General features: G+C 72.1%; 15 protein-coding genes. 7 read left to right on the top strand and 8 right to left on the bottom strand.

Annotation, left to right across the window (positions count from 1 at the left end; genetic code table 11):
- Positions 1 to 214: 214 nt before the first annotated feature.
- On the top strand, positions 215 to 1,453 hold the full coding sequence (locus tag IEY17_RS05940) for an MFS transporter (RefSeq protein WP_188986219.1): 1,239 nt from the start codon (positions 215 to 217) through the stop codon (positions 1,451 to 1,453).
- An 88-nt stretch (positions 1,454 to 1,541) separates the two neighbouring features.
- Here IEY17_RS05940 and IEY17_RS05935 read toward each other — a convergent pair whose 3' ends face one another.
- The 5 genes from IEY17_RS05935 to IEY17_RS05915 form a co-directional block, all read right to left on the bottom strand.
- Entirely contained in the window at positions 1,542 to 1,910 is a 369-nt protein-coding gene (locus tag IEY17_RS05935; RefSeq protein WP_229679861.1) for a DUF742 domain-containing protein, read from the bottom strand.
- Positions 1,911 to 1,920: 10 nt separating this feature from the next.
- Complete coding sequence (locus tag IEY17_RS05930; RefSeq protein ID WP_188986218.1) at positions 1,921 to 2,346, bottom strand: roadblock/LC7 domain-containing protein; 426 nt, start codon at positions 2,344 to 2,346, stop codon at positions 1,921 to 1,923.
- 26 nt (positions 2,347 to 2,372) lie between these two features.
- Complete coding sequence (locus IEY17_RS05925; protein WP_188986217.1) at positions 2,373 to 4,508, bottom strand: sensor histidine kinase; 2,136 nt, start codon at positions 4,506 to 4,508, stop codon at positions 2,373 to 2,375.
- Positions 4,509 to 4,842: 334 nt separating this feature from the next.
- On the bottom strand, positions 4,843 to 5,562 hold the full coding sequence (gene pepE, locus IEY17_RS05920) for a dipeptidase PepE (RefSeq protein ID WP_188986216.1): 720 nt from the start codon (positions 5,560 to 5,562) through the stop codon (positions 4,843 to 4,845).
- A gap of 176 nt (positions 5,563 to 5,738) precedes the next feature.
- Entirely contained in the window at positions 5,739 to 6,785 is a 1,047-nt protein-coding gene (locus IEY17_RS05915) for an LLM class F420-dependent oxidoreductase (protein WP_188986215.1), read from the bottom strand.
- Positions 6,786 to 7,030: 245 nt separating this feature from the next.
- Here IEY17_RS05915 and IEY17_RS05910 point away from each other — a divergent pair, with 245 nt between their 5' ends.
- The 3 genes from IEY17_RS05910 (at position 7,031) to IEY17_RS05900 (ending at position 9,290) form a co-directional block, all read left to right on the top strand.
- On the top strand, positions 7,031 to 7,996 hold the full coding sequence (locus IEY17_RS05910; protein ID WP_188986214.1) for a Ppx/GppA phosphatase family protein: 966 nt from the start codon (positions 7,031 to 7,033) through the stop codon (positions 7,994 to 7,996).
- 73 nt (positions 7,997 to 8,069) lie between these two features.
- The gene (locus tag IEY17_RS05905) at positions 8,070 to 8,459 is read left to right on the top strand and encodes a phage holin family protein (protein ID WP_188986213.1); all 390 of its coding nucleotides are present in this window, start codon (positions 8,070 to 8,072) and stop codon (positions 8,457 to 8,459) included.
- 96 nt (positions 8,460 to 8,555) lie between these two features.
- Positions 8,556 to 9,290 carry an ESX secretion-associated protein EspG gene (locus tag IEY17_RS05900; RefSeq protein ID WP_229679883.1) on the top strand — a complete coding sequence of 245 codons (735 nt, stop codon included), beginning with the start codon at positions 8,556 to 8,558 and terminating at the stop codon, positions 9,288 to 9,290.
- A 373-nt stretch (positions 9,291 to 9,663) separates the two neighbouring features.
- On the opposite strand, the gene IEY17_RS05895 is transcribed toward IEY17_RS05900, so the two are convergent.
- From IEY17_RS05895 to IEY17_RS05885, 3 genes are all read right to left on the bottom strand, one after another.
- Positions 9,664 to 10,449 carry a methyltransferase domain-containing protein gene (locus IEY17_RS05895; RefSeq protein WP_188986211.1) on the bottom strand — a complete coding sequence of 262 codons (786 nt, stop codon included), beginning with the start codon at positions 10,447 to 10,449 and terminating at the stop codon, positions 9,664 to 9,666.
- Between the two features lie 425 nt (positions 10,450 to 10,874).
- Positions 10,875 to 12,068, bottom strand: a complete 1,194-nt coding sequence (lhgO, locus tag IEY17_RS05890; protein ID WP_188986210.1) for an L-2-hydroxyglutarate oxidase — start codon at positions 12,066 to 12,068, stop codon at positions 10,875 to 10,877.
- A gap of 73 nt (positions 12,069 to 12,141) precedes the next feature.
- Positions 12,142 to 13,110, bottom strand: a complete 969-nt coding sequence (locus IEY17_RS05885) for a D-2-hydroxyacid dehydrogenase family protein (protein WP_188986209.1) — start codon at positions 13,108 to 13,110, stop codon at positions 12,142 to 12,144.
- Between the two features lie 102 nt (positions 13,111 to 13,212).
- On the opposite strand from IEY17_RS05885, the gene IEY17_RS05880 reads away from it, so the two are divergent.
- From IEY17_RS05880 to IEY17_RS05870, 3 genes are all read left to right on the top strand, one after another.
- Complete coding sequence (locus IEY17_RS05880) at positions 13,213 to 13,989, top strand: cupin domain-containing protein (protein ID WP_188986208.1); 777 nt, start codon at positions 13,213 to 13,215, stop codon at positions 13,987 to 13,989.
- A gap of 674 nt (positions 13,990 to 14,663) precedes the next feature.
- Positions 14,664 to 15,050, top strand: a complete 387-nt coding sequence (locus tag IEY17_RS05875; RefSeq protein ID WP_188986207.1) for a hypothetical protein — start codon at positions 14,664 to 14,666, stop codon at positions 15,048 to 15,050.
- 225 nt (positions 15,051 to 15,275) lie between these two features.
- Positions 15,276 to 16,775, top strand: a complete 1,500-nt coding sequence (locus IEY17_RS05870) for an amino acid permease (protein WP_188986206.1) — start codon at positions 15,276 to 15,278, stop codon at positions 16,773 to 16,775.
- The last annotated feature ends 25 nt before the right edge of the window (positions 16,776 to 16,800 follow it).

Genomic DNA, 16,800 nt, shown 5'->3' with positions numbered 1-16,800 from the left:
CACCCCTTGAGACTGGGTTCCAGACAGCCGAAAGCGTGAGCCTCTGGGGGGTTCCCGCCCACTCGTCTGTCTCCCTTTTCGGCCGGTGCTGCATCGATTCAGTACCACCACGCTCCCCCGAGCTCCTGCGGTGGCACCGGCCGGCCCGCCGTGCCTCGCGCGGTGCACCCCCACCCACAGCACGACTGCTTCTGCCTGCCCCGAGAGGAGAACTGTGCCCATCGCGCTGCTCGCACTCGCCGTTGGTGCCTTCGGCATCGGCACGACCGAGTTCGTCATGATGGGTGTGCTGCCGCAGGTAGCCGCCGACCTCGGTGTCTCGATCCCCACCGCCGGGCACCTGATCACCGGCTACGCCCTGGGCGTGGTGATCGGTGCCCCGTTGCTGACCGTCCTGGGCGCGCGGCTGTCCGGCAGGACCATGCTCGTCGCCACGATGGGCCTGTTCATCGCCGGGAACGCGCTGTTCGCGCTGGCCCCCAGCGCCGACCTCGGCATGGCTTTCCGGTTCCTGGCGGGTCTGCCGCACGGCGCCTTCTTCGGCGCCGGTGCCGTCGTGGCCGCCCGCCTCGTCGAGCCCGGCCAGCGCGCCAGGGCGGTCTCGATGATGTTCATGGGCCTCACCCTGGCCAACGTCGTCGGCGTGCCGCTCGGCACGCTGCTGGGCCAGCACGTGGGCTGGCGGGCCACCTTCGCCGTCGTGGCCGCCATCGGCGTCGTCACCGTCGCCGCCATCGCGCGGCTGGTGCCCGGCGAGGTGCGGCCGCGGGCCAGCCGGTCCTCGGTCCTGGACCAGCTCGCCGCGTTCCGCCAGCCCCAGATGTGGTTGGCGCTGGCGATCGTCACCTTCGGCCTCGGCGGCACCTTCGCCTGCCTCAGCTACCTGACCCCCGTGCTCACCGACGTCTCCGGGTTCTCCGGGACCGGCGTGACGCTGCTGCTGGTCGTGGCCGGCCTCGGCATGACCCTGGGCAACTACCTGGGCGGCCGGATCGCCGACCGGGCGGTGCTGCCGGGCCTGTGCGCCGCGCTGGTCGGCATCGCCGTCGTGCTCGGCGCGTTCACCCTCACCTCCGGCAACAAGGTCACCGCCGCGGTGACGGTGTTCGCCATCGGCGCCGTCGGTTTCATGGTCGCGCCGATCATGCAGGCCGTGGTCATGGACAGGGCCGGGGGCGCGCCCGCCCTGGTCTCGGCGGCCCTGCAGTCGGCGTTCAACATCGCCAACTCCATCGGTGCCCACGCGGGCGGTCTGGTCATCGCGCACGGCCTGGGCCTGCTGGCGCCCAGCGTGGTGGGCGTCGCGTTGTCGGTGCTTGGCCTGGTGCTCACCGGGGCGCTGGCCGCCGCGGACCGCCGGGCGCGGGTTCCGGTGTCCACACCGGACACCGAGCCGGTCGGGGACGACTGGGACCTGGCCGCGGAGCGCGAGCTGGCCGCCGTCCCCGCCTGAATCCTGGTGGTGGGCCCCGCACCCCCGACGTGGGGCCCACCACCGTCCACTGCGGACGATCGCCGGTATGCAGCAACGGTGCGGGACGTCAGAGCCGGCGCACACCCTCCAGGACCGCCTGCAGCAGCTTGCGGTCCGGGCGGGTTGGCCGCGGCCGTGCGCCCGTGACCAGGTAACCGCGTTCGATCAGGTCGCTGGCCAGCACCTTGACCACCACGATCGGTGTGTCCAGGTAGGCCGCCACCTCGGCGACCGACAGCGGACGCACGCACAGCTCCAGGATCTCCCGGTGCTCCACGCCGAGCCCGGAGCTCTCGGCGCGCCGTTCGGTGACCAGCTGCGTCACCACGTCCAGGTCCGGGCGGGTCGGCCGGGTGCGGCCGCGCGTGAGCGCATACGGCCGCACCATCGGGCCGTTCTCCTCGTCCCACCAGAGTTCACCCTCGTGCCGCGTCACGGCCGGGCCTTCACCGGCCACGCGGCTGCTCGGTCACCGCGACGCGCGGCGCCGAGCTCAGGTAGTCGCCCACGCGCACCACCAGCAGGTTCATCTCGTAGGCGATCATGCCGATGTCGGCCTCCGCCTCGGCCAGCACCGCCAGGCACGCCCCGCTGCCGGCGGCGGTGACGAGCAGGAAGGCGCGGTCGAGCTCGACCACGGTCTGCCGCACGTCCCCGCCGCGGAAGTGCCGACCGGCCTCGCGGGCCAGGCTTTGCATCGCCGAGGACATCGCCGCCAGGCGCTCGGCGTCCTCGGCGGGCAGCCCAGCGGACTTCGCCAGCAGCAGGCCGTCCGCGGACAGCACGACCCCGTCGCGGGCCCCGGCGACCCGCGTGACCAGGTCGTCCAACAGCCAGTTCAGCTCCCCGTCGGAACCGATCCCGTTGCTCATGCCCTCTTGCGCTCCTCCTGCTCGGGTCACTCGCCGCCCTCGGCGCGGCGCGCGGCCTGCGTCCCGCGTTGGAACGCGGTCATGTTGTCACGCGTGCGCTCCGGCGAGGGCTCAAACTGCCCGGCGCCCTCCGGTTGGAGCAGTCGCCCGGAACTGCGCTGGCCGGGCTTGCGCCGGGGCGGCGGCTCCGCGTCCGGGTCCGCCACCGGGAACTGCGGGGCATCGGCGTGGCTCGCCGCGGGAGCGGGGCCGCGGGCCCAGGTCGGGGAGTCGGCGCTGCCCGCCCCGCGGTCGAAGAGCGGCTCGGCGGCCACGATGTCGGGGGGCAGCCGGACGAACGCCACCGTGCCGCCCTCGGCGGCCTCGCGCAGGTCCACCTCGATGTTGCGGCGCGCGGCGAGCCGGGCCACCACGAACAGGCCCAGCCGGGAGTCACCGCGTCGCGTGATGTCCTCGAACCGCGGGGTGCTGGCGAGCAGCGCGTTGGCCTCGTCCCGGTCGGCCGGGCGCATCCCCAGCCCCTCGTCCTCGATCTGCAGCAGCACCCCGCGCGGAGTGTCGCTGCTGTAGACCTGGACCTGGGAGCGCGGCGAGGAGAACGACGTGGCGTTGTCCATCAGCTCCGCCAGCAGGTGGATGACGTCGCCGACGGCCGCGCCGACGAGGGAGACGTCGGGCGTGGGATGCACGTGGATCCGGTAGTAGTGCTCGGTTTCGGCGACCGCCGCGCGCACCACGTCGACCAGCCGCACCGGTTTGCGCCACTGCCGGCCCGGCTGCTCACCGGCCAGGATGATCAGATTCTCGGCGTTGCGGCGGGCGCGGGTGGCGAGGTGGTCCAGCTGGAACAGGCCGTCCAGCCGCTCCGGATGCTCCTCGCTGCGCTCCATCCGGTCGAGCACCTTCAGCTGGCGGTACACCAGACCCTGGTTGCGGTGCGCGATGCCGAGGAACACCTTGGTCGCGCCTTCGCGGGCCTCGCTCTCCCGCACCGCCGCGGCGACCGCCGTGTGGTGCGCGGCGCTGAACGCGTCCGCCACCTGCCCGATCTCGTCGACGCCGTGGTCCAGCGGCGCCAGTTCGGCCGCCACGTCGACGCGTTCGCCACGGTCCAGTTTGGACATGATGTCCGGCAGCCGCCGGCTGGTGAGTTCCAGCGTGTCGTCGCGCAGCTTCGCCAGCCGTGCCAGGAGGGTGCGGTCGACGAGCCGCCGGGCGTTGCGGGTCGTCAGGACGATGCCCAGCAGCATGGCCACCAGCACGGCGGCGCTACCCGCCAGCACCACGGCGAGCCGCGTGTTGGTGTCGTCCATGGCGATGTCGGAGGCGGAGTCGGCCTGCGCCGCCACGATTGCCGCCAGGTCGTCGGACACCTCACCGGTGGCCTCCCGCCAGGCGGCCTGGTCGACGCCGAACCGGCCGCTGCGCTGCGGCGGGTGCTCGACCAGCGTGTTCTCGACCGCGGTGACCCGCCGCCACGCCTCGCTGCCGATGAGTCGGCGGTACAGTTCCGCGGCGCGCGGTTCCGCGACGGCCATGGCGGTGTCCAGCCTGGTGCGGTAGGCGCCGACCAGGTGGACGAAGGACAGGTGGTCCTCGGTGCTGAACTGGCCGCGGGCCAGGGCCGCGGTGCCCAGCGACGTGGCGCGCGACATCTGGTCGGTGGCCCGCAGCATCTCGGTGGCGGTCAGCCTGGCCTGGCCGGCGCGCGCGTCCGGCATCACCCGCGCCTGGGTGTCCACCAGGGCGACTCCGGCGTCGAGGAGCCGGTTGTAGAAGTCGACGGTGGCGGTCCGGGACGCCTGTCCGGCGTCGTACCGGGCGCGTTGCTGCGGCAACTGGTCCAGCAGCGCGGTCAGGTCGCGGATGCGGGCGCCGATCTCCGGCGGGGCGTCGTTGGCGAGGGTCCGCAGGTGCATCCGCAGCTGGCCCACGGCCCGGTCGGTCGCGGCACGCTGGGCGGGCAGCGCGGCCGGGTCGGTGCCGGGGCGGTTCAGCCGCTCGAGTGCGAGCCGGCGTTCCTTCTGCAGCGCCGTCAGGCTGTGCACCGAGGGGAGCGACGCGTCCGTCACCCCGGCGGCCAGCAGTCGGGAGCAGTACGCCTCGTACACCGTCGCGGAGGCAAGACCGAGCCAGATGACCAGCAGGATCGCGCTGGGCATCACGCCAACCCGCGTCAGGCGGGCCCGGATCGCTCGGTACCCACCACCGGAACTGCTCGTCCGCGTCACCGTGCTCCGCAACTGTCGAACCGCTCCGCGACGCGCCCGGCCTCAGACCGGTGCGGGCGGTCGCGCCGCAACCCAGCACCACACCGGCTCGGCTGGGCGCCTTTCGGCGTGGCCATGCACCAGCAACCTCGTCTCGCAGCCGAACCGGTACCACTAACGTGGGCGCGCTTCCCTAAAGCCACCCAGCAGGGCGAACGCACCATAGCACAGTGTGATCAAGCGGGTGGGTTTCGGTTACCTTGTCGGGCCAAGCCCGGCGGTGACGTCACGCGTCGTAGCGCGGCTCCGTGCGCAGCAGGAACGAGACGTCGTTTCCCGGCCGCAGCTCGCGGGCCTGGGCACCGCGGGTGAACAGGCGGGCGCCGGTGCTGCCGCCCAGCTCGGCGTGGTCCCTGCGGACCCGCAGCCACGCCCCCTCCCGGAGTCCGAGCACCGGCACGTCGTTGTCCTCCAGGAACTCGACGATCCGCTGTTCGCGGGTCTCGCCCATGTGCGTGCTGGTCGGGTCCGGGTCCTGGTAGTGCGGGTTGATCTGGAACGGCACCAGGCCGATCGCGGTGAACGACGGCGGCTCCACGATCGGCATGTCGTTACTGGTCCGCAGCGTCGGGCAGGCCATGTTGGTGCCGGCGCTGGCCCCCAGGTACGGCGTGCCGCCGCGGACCACCTCGCGCAGCGCGGGCAGCAGGCCCAGTCGGTGCAGTGTGGACAGCAGGCGGAAGGTGTTGCCACCCCCGATGAACACGGCGTCGGCCTCGTGCACCGCGGCCACCGCGTCCGTGGCGCGGTGGATGCCGTCGACGGTGACGCCCAGCGGTTCCACGGCCGCCTGCACGGTGGCGGTGTAGCCGTCGTGGTCCCGTTTGGCGAACGGCACGAACAGCAGTCGATTCCGGTCGGCCAGCAGCTCGGCCACCGCGGGCATCGCGTGCTCGAGGAAACCCGTGCCGTGCGTCATCGAACTGGACAGCAGCAGCAGTTCCACGTTGTCCTTCTTTCCCCCGTCCGGCGCCGTTGCCCCCAGGCTAACGCGACCGCCGCACTCGCGATCCCGGAACGAAGGGCGCCGTCACCGGCACTCCTGGGCGACGGCGCCGGTGTCCACCGTGGCCGGTCGGTCGACGACCAGGTGACGGCTCACCCGATCAGACCGTCGGCGGATCAGGCGTCGGCGGCGAGTTCCCTGACGCGCTCGATCAGCTTCGCGCGGCCCGCCGCGTCCCCGGCCAGCGGGGTCACGTTGAGCGTGGTCACGCCCGACTCCTTCAACGCCGCCAGCCGCTCCCGGACGTGCCCCTCCGGCCCGATCAGCGAGGTCTTCTCCAGCAGGTCGCGCGGCACGGCCGCGGCGGCCTCGTCCTTCCTGCCGCTGAGGTAGAGGTCCTGGATCAGCTCCGCCTCGGCCTCGTAGCCGTAGCGACGGGCGAGGTTGTTGTAGAAGTTCCTGCCCTTCGCCCCCATGCCGCCGACGTAGAGCGCCACGTGCGGCCGGACGAGGTCCAGCAGGTCGTCCAGCCCGTCCCCGATGGCCAGCGGCGCCTGGGCGACCACGTCCAGCGGCGGCAGCGACGGGTCGCGCCTGGCCCGGCCCGCGGCCAGCGACTCGCCCCACACGTCCGCGGCCTTCTCCGGCAGGTAGAAGATCGGCTCCCACGCCTCGGCGATCTCGGCGACCAGCTCCACGTTCTTCGGCCCGATCGCGGCGATCATGATCGGGATCCGGTCCCGCACCGGATGGTTGATGATCTTCAGCGGCTTGCCCAGGCCGGTGCCCCGGTCAGCGGGCAGTGGGATCTGGTAGTGCTTGCCGCTGTGCTGCACCTTCTCCCGGCGCCACACCTGACGGCAGATCTCGACGATCTCGCGGGTGCGGCCCAGCGGGGCGTGGTAGGGCACCCCGTGGAAACCCTCGATGACCTGCGGCCCGGAGGCGCCGATGCCGAGGGTGAAGCGCCCGTCGGAGACGTAGTCGAGCCCGGCCGCGGTCATTGCCGTCAGGGTGGGTGTACGGGTGTAGATCTGCAGGATGCCGGAGGCGATCTCCAGCCGCTCGGTGCGGGCGGCGATGAAGCCCATCTGGCTCACCGCGTCGAAGGAGTACGCCTCCGGGACGAACACGATGTCCAGTCCCGCCTTCTCGTAGGTGGCCAGCTCGTCGACGGTTTCCTTGAAGCCCCCGCTGTAGTTCAGCGGCATCCCGATGCGCATCGGCTGTTCCTTCCGGTCGCGGCAGCGGCGATGCCCGGGGCCACGCCGCCGAGGTCGCCTCGAGGTTACCGCCGAGTACGGGCACCCCGGGAGCCGCCGCGAGCACCGCGGGTTGTGACGCACGTCTCAGGATTTTCTTGTCCTGGCGGGAACTTTCCCCCTGCCAACCCGGACAATGGGGGCATGCCGTCCGTCGAGTCCACCGCGTCGCCGTCCAGCCGGCCCGGTGCGCGGGTGGGCGCCGCATGAAACTGGCCCTGCTGGACATCGGTTCCACCGCCGCACGCCTGGAGATCGTTGATCTGGACCGCTCCCGCATGCCGCGCGCGGACTGGAGCGTGAAGGCGCGGACCCGGCTCGCCGAGCACACCGGCGCGGACGGAACGGTCAGCGCTTCGGGCATCGAGCACGCGGTGCGCGCGGTGCGGCACTGCGTGGCGGCCGCCGCCGACCAGCGGCCCGACGCGCTGGTCGCCTTCGGCACGTCCGCGGTCCGCGACGCCGCCAACGGCGCGGAGCTGCGGCAGCGGCTGAGCGAGGCGGCCGGAGTGCGTATCGGCGTGCTCAGCCCGCGCGACGAGGCCGCCGTCACCTACCACGCCGCACGCCGCTGGCACGGCCGCCGCGGATCCGTTCTGACCACTGTGGACATCGGGGGTGGCACGATCGACGTCGCCACCGGACGGGGCGCCGAACCGACCGAGGTGGTCACGCTGCCGTTCGGCGCCGCCCGGTTGACCCGGCAGTACCTGCCGGACGACCCGCCCCGGCCGCAGCAGGTCGACCAGCTGGTCGCGGCGGTGCGCGAGACCCTCCCCCGGTCGCTGCGCACCTTCGCCGGGACCGACCTGGGTCACCCGATCGCCCTGTCGAAGGTGCTGCGGCAGCTGGCGGTGCTCACCGAGAGCGAGCCGGGCCGCGTGGTCCGCCACCCCGACCGGCTGTCGCTGGCCAGGCTCCAGCCCTGGATCCCGCGGCTGGCCGCCCTCGACCAGCGGCAGCGGGCGGCCCTGCCCGGCGTGTCGCGCAGCCGGGCCCGGCGCATCCTGGCCGGGGCGATCGTCGCCGAGCTGGTGCTGCGCACGATCGGGGTCGCGGAGCTGGAGATCTGCCCGTGGGGCCTGCGCGAGGGCCTGGTGTTTCGCTTCGCCGAGGCCCACGATGACAGCGGCGGCGACGCCCTGCGGCTGGTCCCCACCCTCTTCCGCTGATCCGTCAGCGCGCGGCGCGCATCCGGACGCGGGTAGCGTCGATGATGTTCATCGCCGAAAAGGAGGACGGGTCGTGGCCGTCGTGCTGCACATCCTGATCACCATGGTGGCGGTGTGGATCACCACCGCGCTGCCGGGCATCCACCTCGGGGGCGAGGACACCGCCGCCAAGGTCCTCACCCTGCTGGCCGTGTCGGTGCTGTTCGGCCTCGTCAACGTGGTGCTCAAGCCGATCGCGAAAACCCTGGGCTGCCTGCTGTACCTGCTGACCCTGGGCCTGTTCGGGCTGGTGGTCAACGCCCTGCTGTTCTGGCTGACCAGCTACCTGGCCGGGGAGCTGCGGCTGCCGTTCCATGTCGACGGCTTCTGGGCCGCCTTCTGGGGAGCGCTCATCGTCACGATCGTCAGCAGCGCGCTGGCCGGGATCGTGCGCCGCACCCGCACCCCGGTGGACGAGCGCTGACGTTCGGGTGGTTGCGGCGCCGAACGACCGCGGCAAGTGCCGCCCACCGGATATATTGCCGACCAGGTCTGTCCACAGCGGAACCTGGTGACGACGATGCGATGCGGCTTGGACGAGTTCGGCGGCCTGCTGCGCGACCAGGCGGTGGCACCGGAGATCGGCGCGTTCCTGCTCGGCGGGACCGACGCCGGGCGGGCACCGCGGGATTCGCGGTGGGACGAGCTGGCCGACGGCCTGCGGCGGGCGTCGGTGTTCGGGTTCGTCGAGGTCACCGGCGGCCCTGAGCGGCGCGCGGTCGTCGCGGTGGGCAACCGGCACGCCGCGCGGATGGTGGTGGCGGACGGGACGGTGACCGCCAAGGAGATCCGGCCGGACGCGCCGTGGCCCGCCCTGGTCGGCGTGCTGCCGGACATGGCGGCGGCCGAGGGCTGCGAGGTGACGGTGCCGACGCGGGTGCTGGCCGAGGCGCGTGCCGAGGCCACCCGGCGCACCGAGCAGCGGGTGGACTGGCTGGCCTACGAGCTCAAGCTGCGCCAGGTGCCGCCGGACGACGCGCGGGCGATCAGCGACCTGATGCGGCGGGCCGACGGGATGGCCGCGCGGTTCACCGTGGGGTTGCGCGCGGCGTCCGGGGCACTGCGGATCGGGCCACTGGCCGTCGAGGTGCACCACGCACCGACAGGGCGGGTCGCGGTGATCCCCGAGTCACCGGACGACACGTACTGCATGGTGGCCCCGGCCGATGCCTACCTCCTCGGACGCACCCTGCAGGGCTTCGTCGAGGACCTGTGGACGACAACCAGCGAACAGACCCAACCCCTACCCCGCTAGACCTGCCGCCGGGCCCACGGGCACGGTGCGCACGCCCGTTTTTCGGAGAGCCCTAACCTGGGAGCGTCCAACTCGGTCCCGCCTGGTTGTCGATCCACACCGTGTGCGCACGATGAGAGACCGTAACCCCGAGCCGGGACCACTCCGGTCGCCCGTGTGCCGACCAGATGTCGCGAGCCTGCTCCACGGCCGACCACAACGACACGGGACCGGCCTCCCACACCTTCCGGCCGTCGCGGGTGGCGTCGAGCGAGACCTCACACCACGATCCGTCAGGGCAGCTCAGCGACACGGCGTCAGGTTGCCCGGTGACCGGGTTCAGGGTGTAGCCAAAGCGCCCCCCGAACGGCATGGACAGGCACGCCAGGAACCATCAGACCGGCGCCTCCCACGGGCGTTGTTCCCGCACCGACGTGTACCGGTGCCGCGCCTGCCGGCGGTCACGATCCGGGTATCCGGAGATCGGCGGGTGCGTCTCGCCGCGCATGAGCATGAACGCCGAGAACCCGTCGACGAAGTGGCCCTCGGCCCCGTTCTCGGTCCGCCGCAACGGAACGAGGTTACCCGTGCTCGTATAGACCTTGAGATCCGCGAGGATGATCCCGCCCTCACGGGTCTGCTCGATGCACGCCGCAGGAATCCGGTTCACCGCGCACGTCGCGATGAACCGATCGAACAATCCGCCGCCGGGCCAGCCTTCGGCGCCGTCGGCGGCGGCGAGGTTCGGTTCGTAGCCGACCCGGCGAATATTCTCCCTCGCCTGCTCGACGAGCTCGCCGTCCAGGTCCACCGAGTACACGTTCTCGGGTCCGAGCCGGTGCGCCAACAAAGCGTAGTTCCATCCGGTGCCCGTCCCGATCTCACACACCCGGTGCCCGTCGCGCACGTCGAGCACTTCAAGCATCCGCGCCATCAGCGCGGGCGACGAAGACGACGACGTCGGCCCGATACCGCCGTGATGCAGCTCGCCGAGCTGCGTCACAAGGGGTTTGTTCGCGTAGACCTGCGCCAACCACCGTTCCGGATCCGACTCGGCAGTGACCTCGCACCACTGCCGATCGCGCTGTTCGTCGTTCGGTACCGACGCGCCGGGGGCGCACCGCTGATCGGGGGCTATCCGCTCCAGTCCGACGAGCAGCCGTTCGAGCGAGTCCCGCATGATCGGGGCGAACTGCCACGGAGGGGTCTCGTCGCGTCCGGGAGGCGTGGGCGGAGATGCGGCGGGCCGGCGGGATGTCCGCACGGTTCACCGTGGGGCTACGCGAGGCGGCCAAGGCACGGCAGGTCGGCCCCCAATTCTAGGCAAACATGGAAACCCCTTTCGGGGATGGCTGACTCCCAACTTTATGCTGCAAACCTGGGAAACACGCACGTGAGCGTGAACGCCGAGGACCCGTTGACGACGTTGGCTTCGGGACCGTTCGCGGTCCGCCGCAACCGGACGAGGTTACCCGTGCTCGTACCGAGTTTGAGATCCGCGAGGGTGATCGCGTCCTCGCGGGGCTGCTCGGTCCACGCCGCGGGCATCATCAGCGCGGGCGGCGGAGGCGGCGACGTCGGGCCGCTGCCGCCGCCGGGCAGCGCTCACCGACGGGTCTTGATGCGTTCGGCGATGTCCTCGCCGATCAGCAGCGACGCGGTGGCCGCCGGGGAGGGCGCGTTGAGCACGTGCACCCAGTGCTCGTCCTCCACCACCAGGAAGTCGTCGACCAGCACCCCGTCCGCGGTGACCGCCTGGGCCCGTACCCCCGCCTCCGCGCGCAGCAGGTCACGCCCACGCAGCTCGGGCAGCAGCTGCTGGGCCGCGCGGACGAACAGCGGCTTGAGCGCCGAGCGGGCGATCTCGACCGCACCGGTGCGCCAGTACTTCCTGGCCAGCGCCCGAAGGCCGGGGTCGCGCACCAGGCGGCGCAGGTGCTCGGGCGACCAGGTCGTCCAGCCGTAGCCCTCGCGCGCCAGCGCGGGCACCGCGTTCGGCCCGACGTGCAGGCCGCCGTCAACCATCCGCGTCAGGTGCACGCCAAGGAACGGAAACGCCGGGTCGGGCACCGGGTACACCAGGGCGTTGACCAGGTCGCGGCGGAAGGACGTGGTCTCGTAGTACTCGCCGCGGAAGGGCAGGATCCGCGCGGGCGGGCGCGTTCCGGCGAGTTCGGCGACGACATCGCTGTGCAGCCCGGCGCAGTTGACCGCCCGCCGGGTGCGGATCTCGCCACCGGTGGTGCTCAGCACGAGGTCCGCGCCGTCGCGGTGCACGCCGACGAGTTCGGTGCCGGTGCGCAGGTCGGCGCCGCGTTCGGCGAGCAGTTCGGCGAGCTTGCGGCACACCGCGGAAAAGTCGGTGATTCCGGCTTCCGGCACGAGCAGGGCGCGCCGGCCGCGCACGTGCGGTTCGCGCTCGCGCAGCCGAGCGTGGTCGAGTTCGCTGACGCCGACCCCGTTGGCGCGTCCGCGCCGGGCCAGTTCGGCAAGCCTGCCGAACTGGTCCTCGGCGGTGGCGACCACCACCTTCCCGGTGCGCCGCACCGGGATCCCGTGTTCGGCGCAGAACCGGTACATCGCCTCGCCGCCGACGCGGGCGAACCGGGCCTTGGCGCTGCCCGGTGGGTAGTACAGTCCACTGTGGATGACACCGGAGTTGTGCCCGGTCTGGTGCGCGCCCCAGTGGCGTTCCTTGTCCAGCACGGTGATCCGGCAGCCGGGGTCCTGCCGGGCAAGGGCGTGCGCGGTGGCCAGCCCGACGATGCCGCCGCCGATGATCGTCACGTCCGCTGTCATGAGTGCCATCCTGACCACCCGTTCCGGCGGTTCTCAGCCCCGCCCGAACAGACCGACTGGTTTGTATCACCCTTCATTCGGCGTTGAGTACCCGAACCGGAGATCCCTGCAGGTAGGCCGCGATGCTCTCCACCGTGTCGCGGTAGAAGGCCCGGTAGGTCTCGTCGGTGACGTAGCCGAGGTGCGGCGTGAGGACGGTGCGCGGCGTGCTCCGCCACGGGTCGTCCGCCGGCAGCGGCTCGGTGCCGTACACGTCGAGCCCCGCACCCGCGATCCGGCCGGCGTGCAGCGCCTCCCGCAGCGCGACCTCGTCGACGACCGGTCCGCGCGAGGTGTTCACCAGGTACGCGGTCGGCTTCATCAGCGCCAGCTCGGCGGCACCGACCAGGCCGCGGGTGCGCTCGCTGAGCACGGTGTGGATGGTCAGCACGTCCGACCGCCGGAACAGCTCCTCCTTGGCCACCCGCTGCGCGCCGACCTCCGCCGCGGCCTCGTCGGTGAGGTTGTGGCTCCAGGCGATCACGTCCATGCCGAACGCCCGGCCGACGGTGGCGACCTGCCTGCCCAGCCTGCCCAGGCCCAGCACCCCCAGGGTCCGGCCCGCGGCCTCCACCCCGATGGTCCGCTGCCAGCCGCCCTCCCGGATCGCCCGGTCCTCGGCGGGAATGTTGCGCAGCAGCGCGAAGATCAGCCCCCAGGTCAGCTCGGCGGTCGGCGCCCACGGGCGCGCGGAACCGGCCCCGCCGGTGCCGGAGACGACGATCCCCAGCTCGCGGGCCGCGGCCAGGTCGATCGACGCGTTGCGCATCCCGGTGGTCACCAGCAGCCGCAGGTTCGGCAGCGCCTCGAGTACCTCCCGCGGAAACGGCGTACGCTCGCGCATCGCCGCGACCACCTGGAACGGCTGCAGCCGCCGCACCAGCTCGGCGCGGTCGCGCACGTGGTCGTGGAAGAACTCCACCTGCGCGGGCAGCGAATCCCAGTCGGCGTAGTCCCGCGCGACCTCCTGGTAGTCGTCCAGCACCGCGACCCGAACAGCCACGCCTCCTCCTTCGGCACGACCGGCAACCCGGAGGAGATCCTATGTCCCCGCCACGCCGTTCCCTGATCGCGCGCGGCCCGTCGGTCGCGAGAGACTGGCCGGGTGACTGACGCCACGCTGCTGCACCTGCTGCCGTTGAGCATCTTCCACGCCGATCGGACCGCGCCGATCCGCGGCACCCTCGACGTCGACGGATTCGTGCACTGCTCGCCAGACGTACACACCGCGCTGGCGGTCGCCAACCGGTTCTACCGCGACGTCGACGAACCGATGGTGGCGCTGGAACTGGACCCGGCGCGGCTGTCGGCGCCGGTGCGCTGGGAGGCCGCCGCCCCGGCACCTCCCGACGGCGTCCCCGCCGACGCGTTGTTCCCGCACGTCTACGGTCCACTCGAGCGGGAGGCGGTGATCGGGGTTCGCTACGCCCGGCGCGACGCCGCGGGCCGTTTCCTGGCCCTGGAGACGCGCTGCCGCACCGCCGAGGAGTTCGACCTGCTGCCGCACCCGGAGGGCGGCTGGTACCGGCGCACGTGGACCAGCGCGGTCCCGGTCGACGCACCGCAGGGCGAGCGCCCGTCGGCCACGGCGATCTACTTCCTGCTGCCGCCCGGGCAGCGTTCCGCCTGGCACACCGTGGGTTCCGACGAGCTGTGGCTGTGGCACCGGGGCGGACCGCTGACGCTGTCGCTGGGCGGGCGCGGCGCACAACCCGCGGCGAAGCCCGACCAGATCGTGCTCGGGGCGGGTGCCGGGCAGACGCCGCAGGCGGTGGTCCCGGCCGGGACCTGGCAGCGGGCGACCGCCGCTGCGACGGTCGAAACGCTGGTCACCTGCGTGGTCTCGCCCGGTTTCGACTTCGCCGACTGCCACGTGTTGTAGGCCGGTCGAAGCGGTGCCGCCGACCGGGCCGGCGCATCGCGCCCGGCCCGTCGGCACAGGCCGTGCACCGGCGGCGCCACGCGGGCACCGCGCCGGGCCAGCCGAGCGCCTTGTGGGCCATCGCCACCACCACGAGCACCGACGCACCGCGGCGCGCGGGTGTTCGAGTGCGTTCGGACTCACGCCGAAGCCGACCGGGGCCGAGCATCATCCGCTCCACCCACGCCATCACGACGAGCCACACCGGAATCGCTCCCAGACCGACCGTGGCAGCCAGCGCGAATCCAGCCAGTGAATTGGTCACCGGCATCACCCCCCCACCGCGTTGCAGACCGCACGTCCGGGGCGGACCGGCAGCCGCACCACTGCCCGGTTGACGCGGCGGACCTGCTGTGATTCACGGTAGTTCCGGCAGGTCGGGGCCGCTGGGCGCGTCGCTCGGCGCTCCCCCGAACAGGTGAAAAAAGATCACATTCGTCAGATTTCCCGACTTGTTCGCTCCGGTCGGTGCGGCGCGACGAGCGCTACCATCGGCGCCGGGGTCCGATCCCCTCGCGACGCGCCGTGTGACGCGGAACATGTCCGGGCAACCGCTCGCGAGCGGCGGGCGTGTTCGTTCCAGCCCGAAGATTCTTCCGGCTGCGCCATCGCATTCCAGGGGAGGTAACCGGGTCGTGAGAGGCTACGCCGTCCACCTGCTGTTCCACCTGCTGGCGATCGTGTGCGGCGTGGCGTGCGGGGTGCCAACGGCGCTGTGGTGGTTCGGCCGCGCCCCATGGGGCATGTGGCTGGCCGCGGGTTCGCTCGCGGTCGGCGTGGTCCTACTCGTCCTGCAGGGTCTGTACCTCAGCGGCAGCCAACCGGCCCCACCGCGGCCCCGCGCCATGGCCCCGCCGGCCCGGCGGCGCGAGCCGACCCGCCCGGACCTCGAACCGGTCGCCGCTCCTGGCACGCTGCGGCAACCGCGGGTCGACCCGGACAGGCTCGACGAGGAGACCACGACCACGGCGGCCGCCGCACTCGACGAGCAGTGGCGCAACCCGACAACCCGCCAGAACTGATTCACCGCAGCGGCAGCAGGACACCGCGTTCGTACGACCAGCTGCGCTCCGCGCTTTGCCGGCCCGGCGCGTCGCGCGAAGGCCGCCACGGCCCCGATCACGGCCGCCTCACGATGTCCTTGACCATCTTGCCACTTGTGATGTCAGCCACAATCCTGGTGCTCAGCGCGCCACGCGCGAGCGGGCCAACCGACCTGCTGGGGCACCAGGGTGAGGAGGCCACCCATGAGCATCATGCGCGTCAAATCGGTCGAGCAGTCCATTCGCGACGCGGAGGCCCCCGAGTTCCGGCTGCGACGGGTACTCCGCGCCGTCGATCTGCTGGGCATCGGCATCGGCGCCATCATCGGCACCGGCATCTTCGTCCTCACCGGGGTCGCCGCGGCCACCGACGCCGGGCCGGGCATCGCGATCTCGTTCGTCATCTCCGGCATCGCGTGCGGGCTGGCCGCGCTGTGCTACGCCGAGTTCGCCTCGGTCGTGCCGGTCGCCGGGTCCGCCTACACCTTCTCCTACGCGTCGCTGGGCGAGTTCCTCGCCTGGATCATCGGCTGGGACCTGATGCTGGAGTTCGTTGTGGGCGCCTCGACGGTGTCGGTGGGCTGGTCGAGGTACTTCGTCGCGGCGCTGCAGTCGGTCGGCCTGGCGCTGCCCGCGGAGCTGACCGCCGCGCCCGGCGCCGGGGGTGTGATGAACCTGCCGGCCGCGATCATCGCGCTGATCCTGACCGTCGTCCTGGTGGTCGGCATCCGGCTCAGCGCCGCGGTGACCAACGTGGTCGTGGCGATCAAGCTCGCCGTGGTGCTGTTCTTCGTCATCTTCGGCGCGTTCTTCATCAAGGCCGCCAACTGGAGCCCGTTCATCCCGCCGTACCAGCCTCCGGAACCCGGCGCCGTCTCCGCGCCGCTGGACGAACCGGTGGTCAACGTGCTCTTCGGGCAGACCGGGTCGTACGGGCTCAGCGGTCTGGTGGCCGGGGCCGCCCTGGTGTTCTTCGCATACATCGGCTTCGACATCGTCGCCAGCGGTGCGGAGGAGACCCGCAGGCCGCAGCGCGACATGCCGATCGGCATCATCGGTTCGCTGGCCGTCTGCTCGGTCCTGTACGTGCTGGTGTCGCTGGTGATGACCGGCATCGTCAAGTACGACCAGCTCAACACCGCGGCGCCGATGGCCACCGCGTTCGAGGCGATCGGGGCGCCCTGGGCGGCGGGCCTGGTCTCGCTCGGCGCCATCGCCGGGCTCACCACGGTCATCCTCATCCTGATGCTGGGGCAGGCCCGCGTGGGCTTCGCGATGAGCCGGGACGGCCTGCTGCCGGTGTGGTTCGCCAAGGTGCACAAGAAGTTCCGCACGCCCTACCGGATCACCGTGATCACCGGGATCGTGGTGGCGATCATCGCCTCGTTCACCCCGATCAACGTGCTCGCCGAGATGACCAACATCGGCACCCTGTTCGCGTTCGTGCTGGTGTCCATCGGCGTGCTGGTGCTGCGCAGGACCCGGCCGGACCTGCCGCGGGCGTTCCGGGTGCCTGGGTCGCCGGTCATCCCGATCCTGGCCGCGGTCGCGTGCCTGTACCTGATGATCAACCTGGTCGGCTGGACCTGGGTCCGGTTCGGCATCTGGATGCTGATCGGGCTGGTCGTCTACTTCGCCTACAGCCAGCACCGGAGCCGCCTCGGCCGGGGCGAGTCCATCGAGGAGGCCGCCGAGGAACTCTGAGGCGCACCGCGAACTCCCCTGGTGT

Origin of the sequence: Saccharopolyspora thermophila, from assembly GCF_014646075.1 — a bacterium.
Lineage (GTDB): Bacteria > Actinomycetota > Actinomycetes > Mycobacteriales > Pseudonocardiaceae > Saccharopolyspora > Saccharopolyspora thermophila.
The sequence above is the reverse complement of the archived record's forward strand: the minus strand, read 5'-3'. Positions and strand labels throughout refer to the sequence as shown.

Bases quoted from the DNA above. Each gene is read 5' to 3' on its own strand.
- IEY17_RS05900 (WP_229679883.1), top strand. From the start codon at position 8,556: ATGCGATGCGGCTTGGACGAGTTCGGCGGCCTGCTGCGCGACCAGGCG.
- IEY17_RS05895 (WP_188986211.1), bottom strand. From the start codon at position 10,449: ATGCGGGACTCGCTCGAACGGCTGCTCGTCGGACTGGAGCGGATAGCC.
- lhgO (WP_188986210.1), bottom strand. From the start codon at position 12,068: ATGACAGCGGACGTGACGATCATCGGCGGCGGCATCGTCGGGCTGGCC.
- IEY17_RS05930 (WP_188986218.1), bottom strand. From the start codon at position 2,346: ATGAGCAACGGGATCGGTTCCGACGGGGAGCTGAACTGGCTGTTGGAC.
- IEY17_RS05910 (WP_188986214.1), top strand. From the start codon at position 7,031: ATGAAACTGGCCCTGCTGGACATCGGTTCCACCGCCGCACGCCTGGAG.
- IEY17_RS05870 (WP_188986206.1), top strand. From the start codon at position 15,276: ATGAGCATCATGCGCGTCAAATCGGTCGAGCAGTCCATTCGCGACGCG.
- IEY17_RS05925 (WP_188986217.1), bottom strand. From the start codon at position 4,508: ATGCCCAGCGCGATCCTGCTGGTCATCTGGCTCGGTCTTGCCTCCGCG.
- IEY17_RS05915 (WP_188986215.1), bottom strand. From the start codon at position 6,785: ATGCGCATCGGGATGCCGCTGAACTACAGCGGGGGCTTCAAGGAAACC.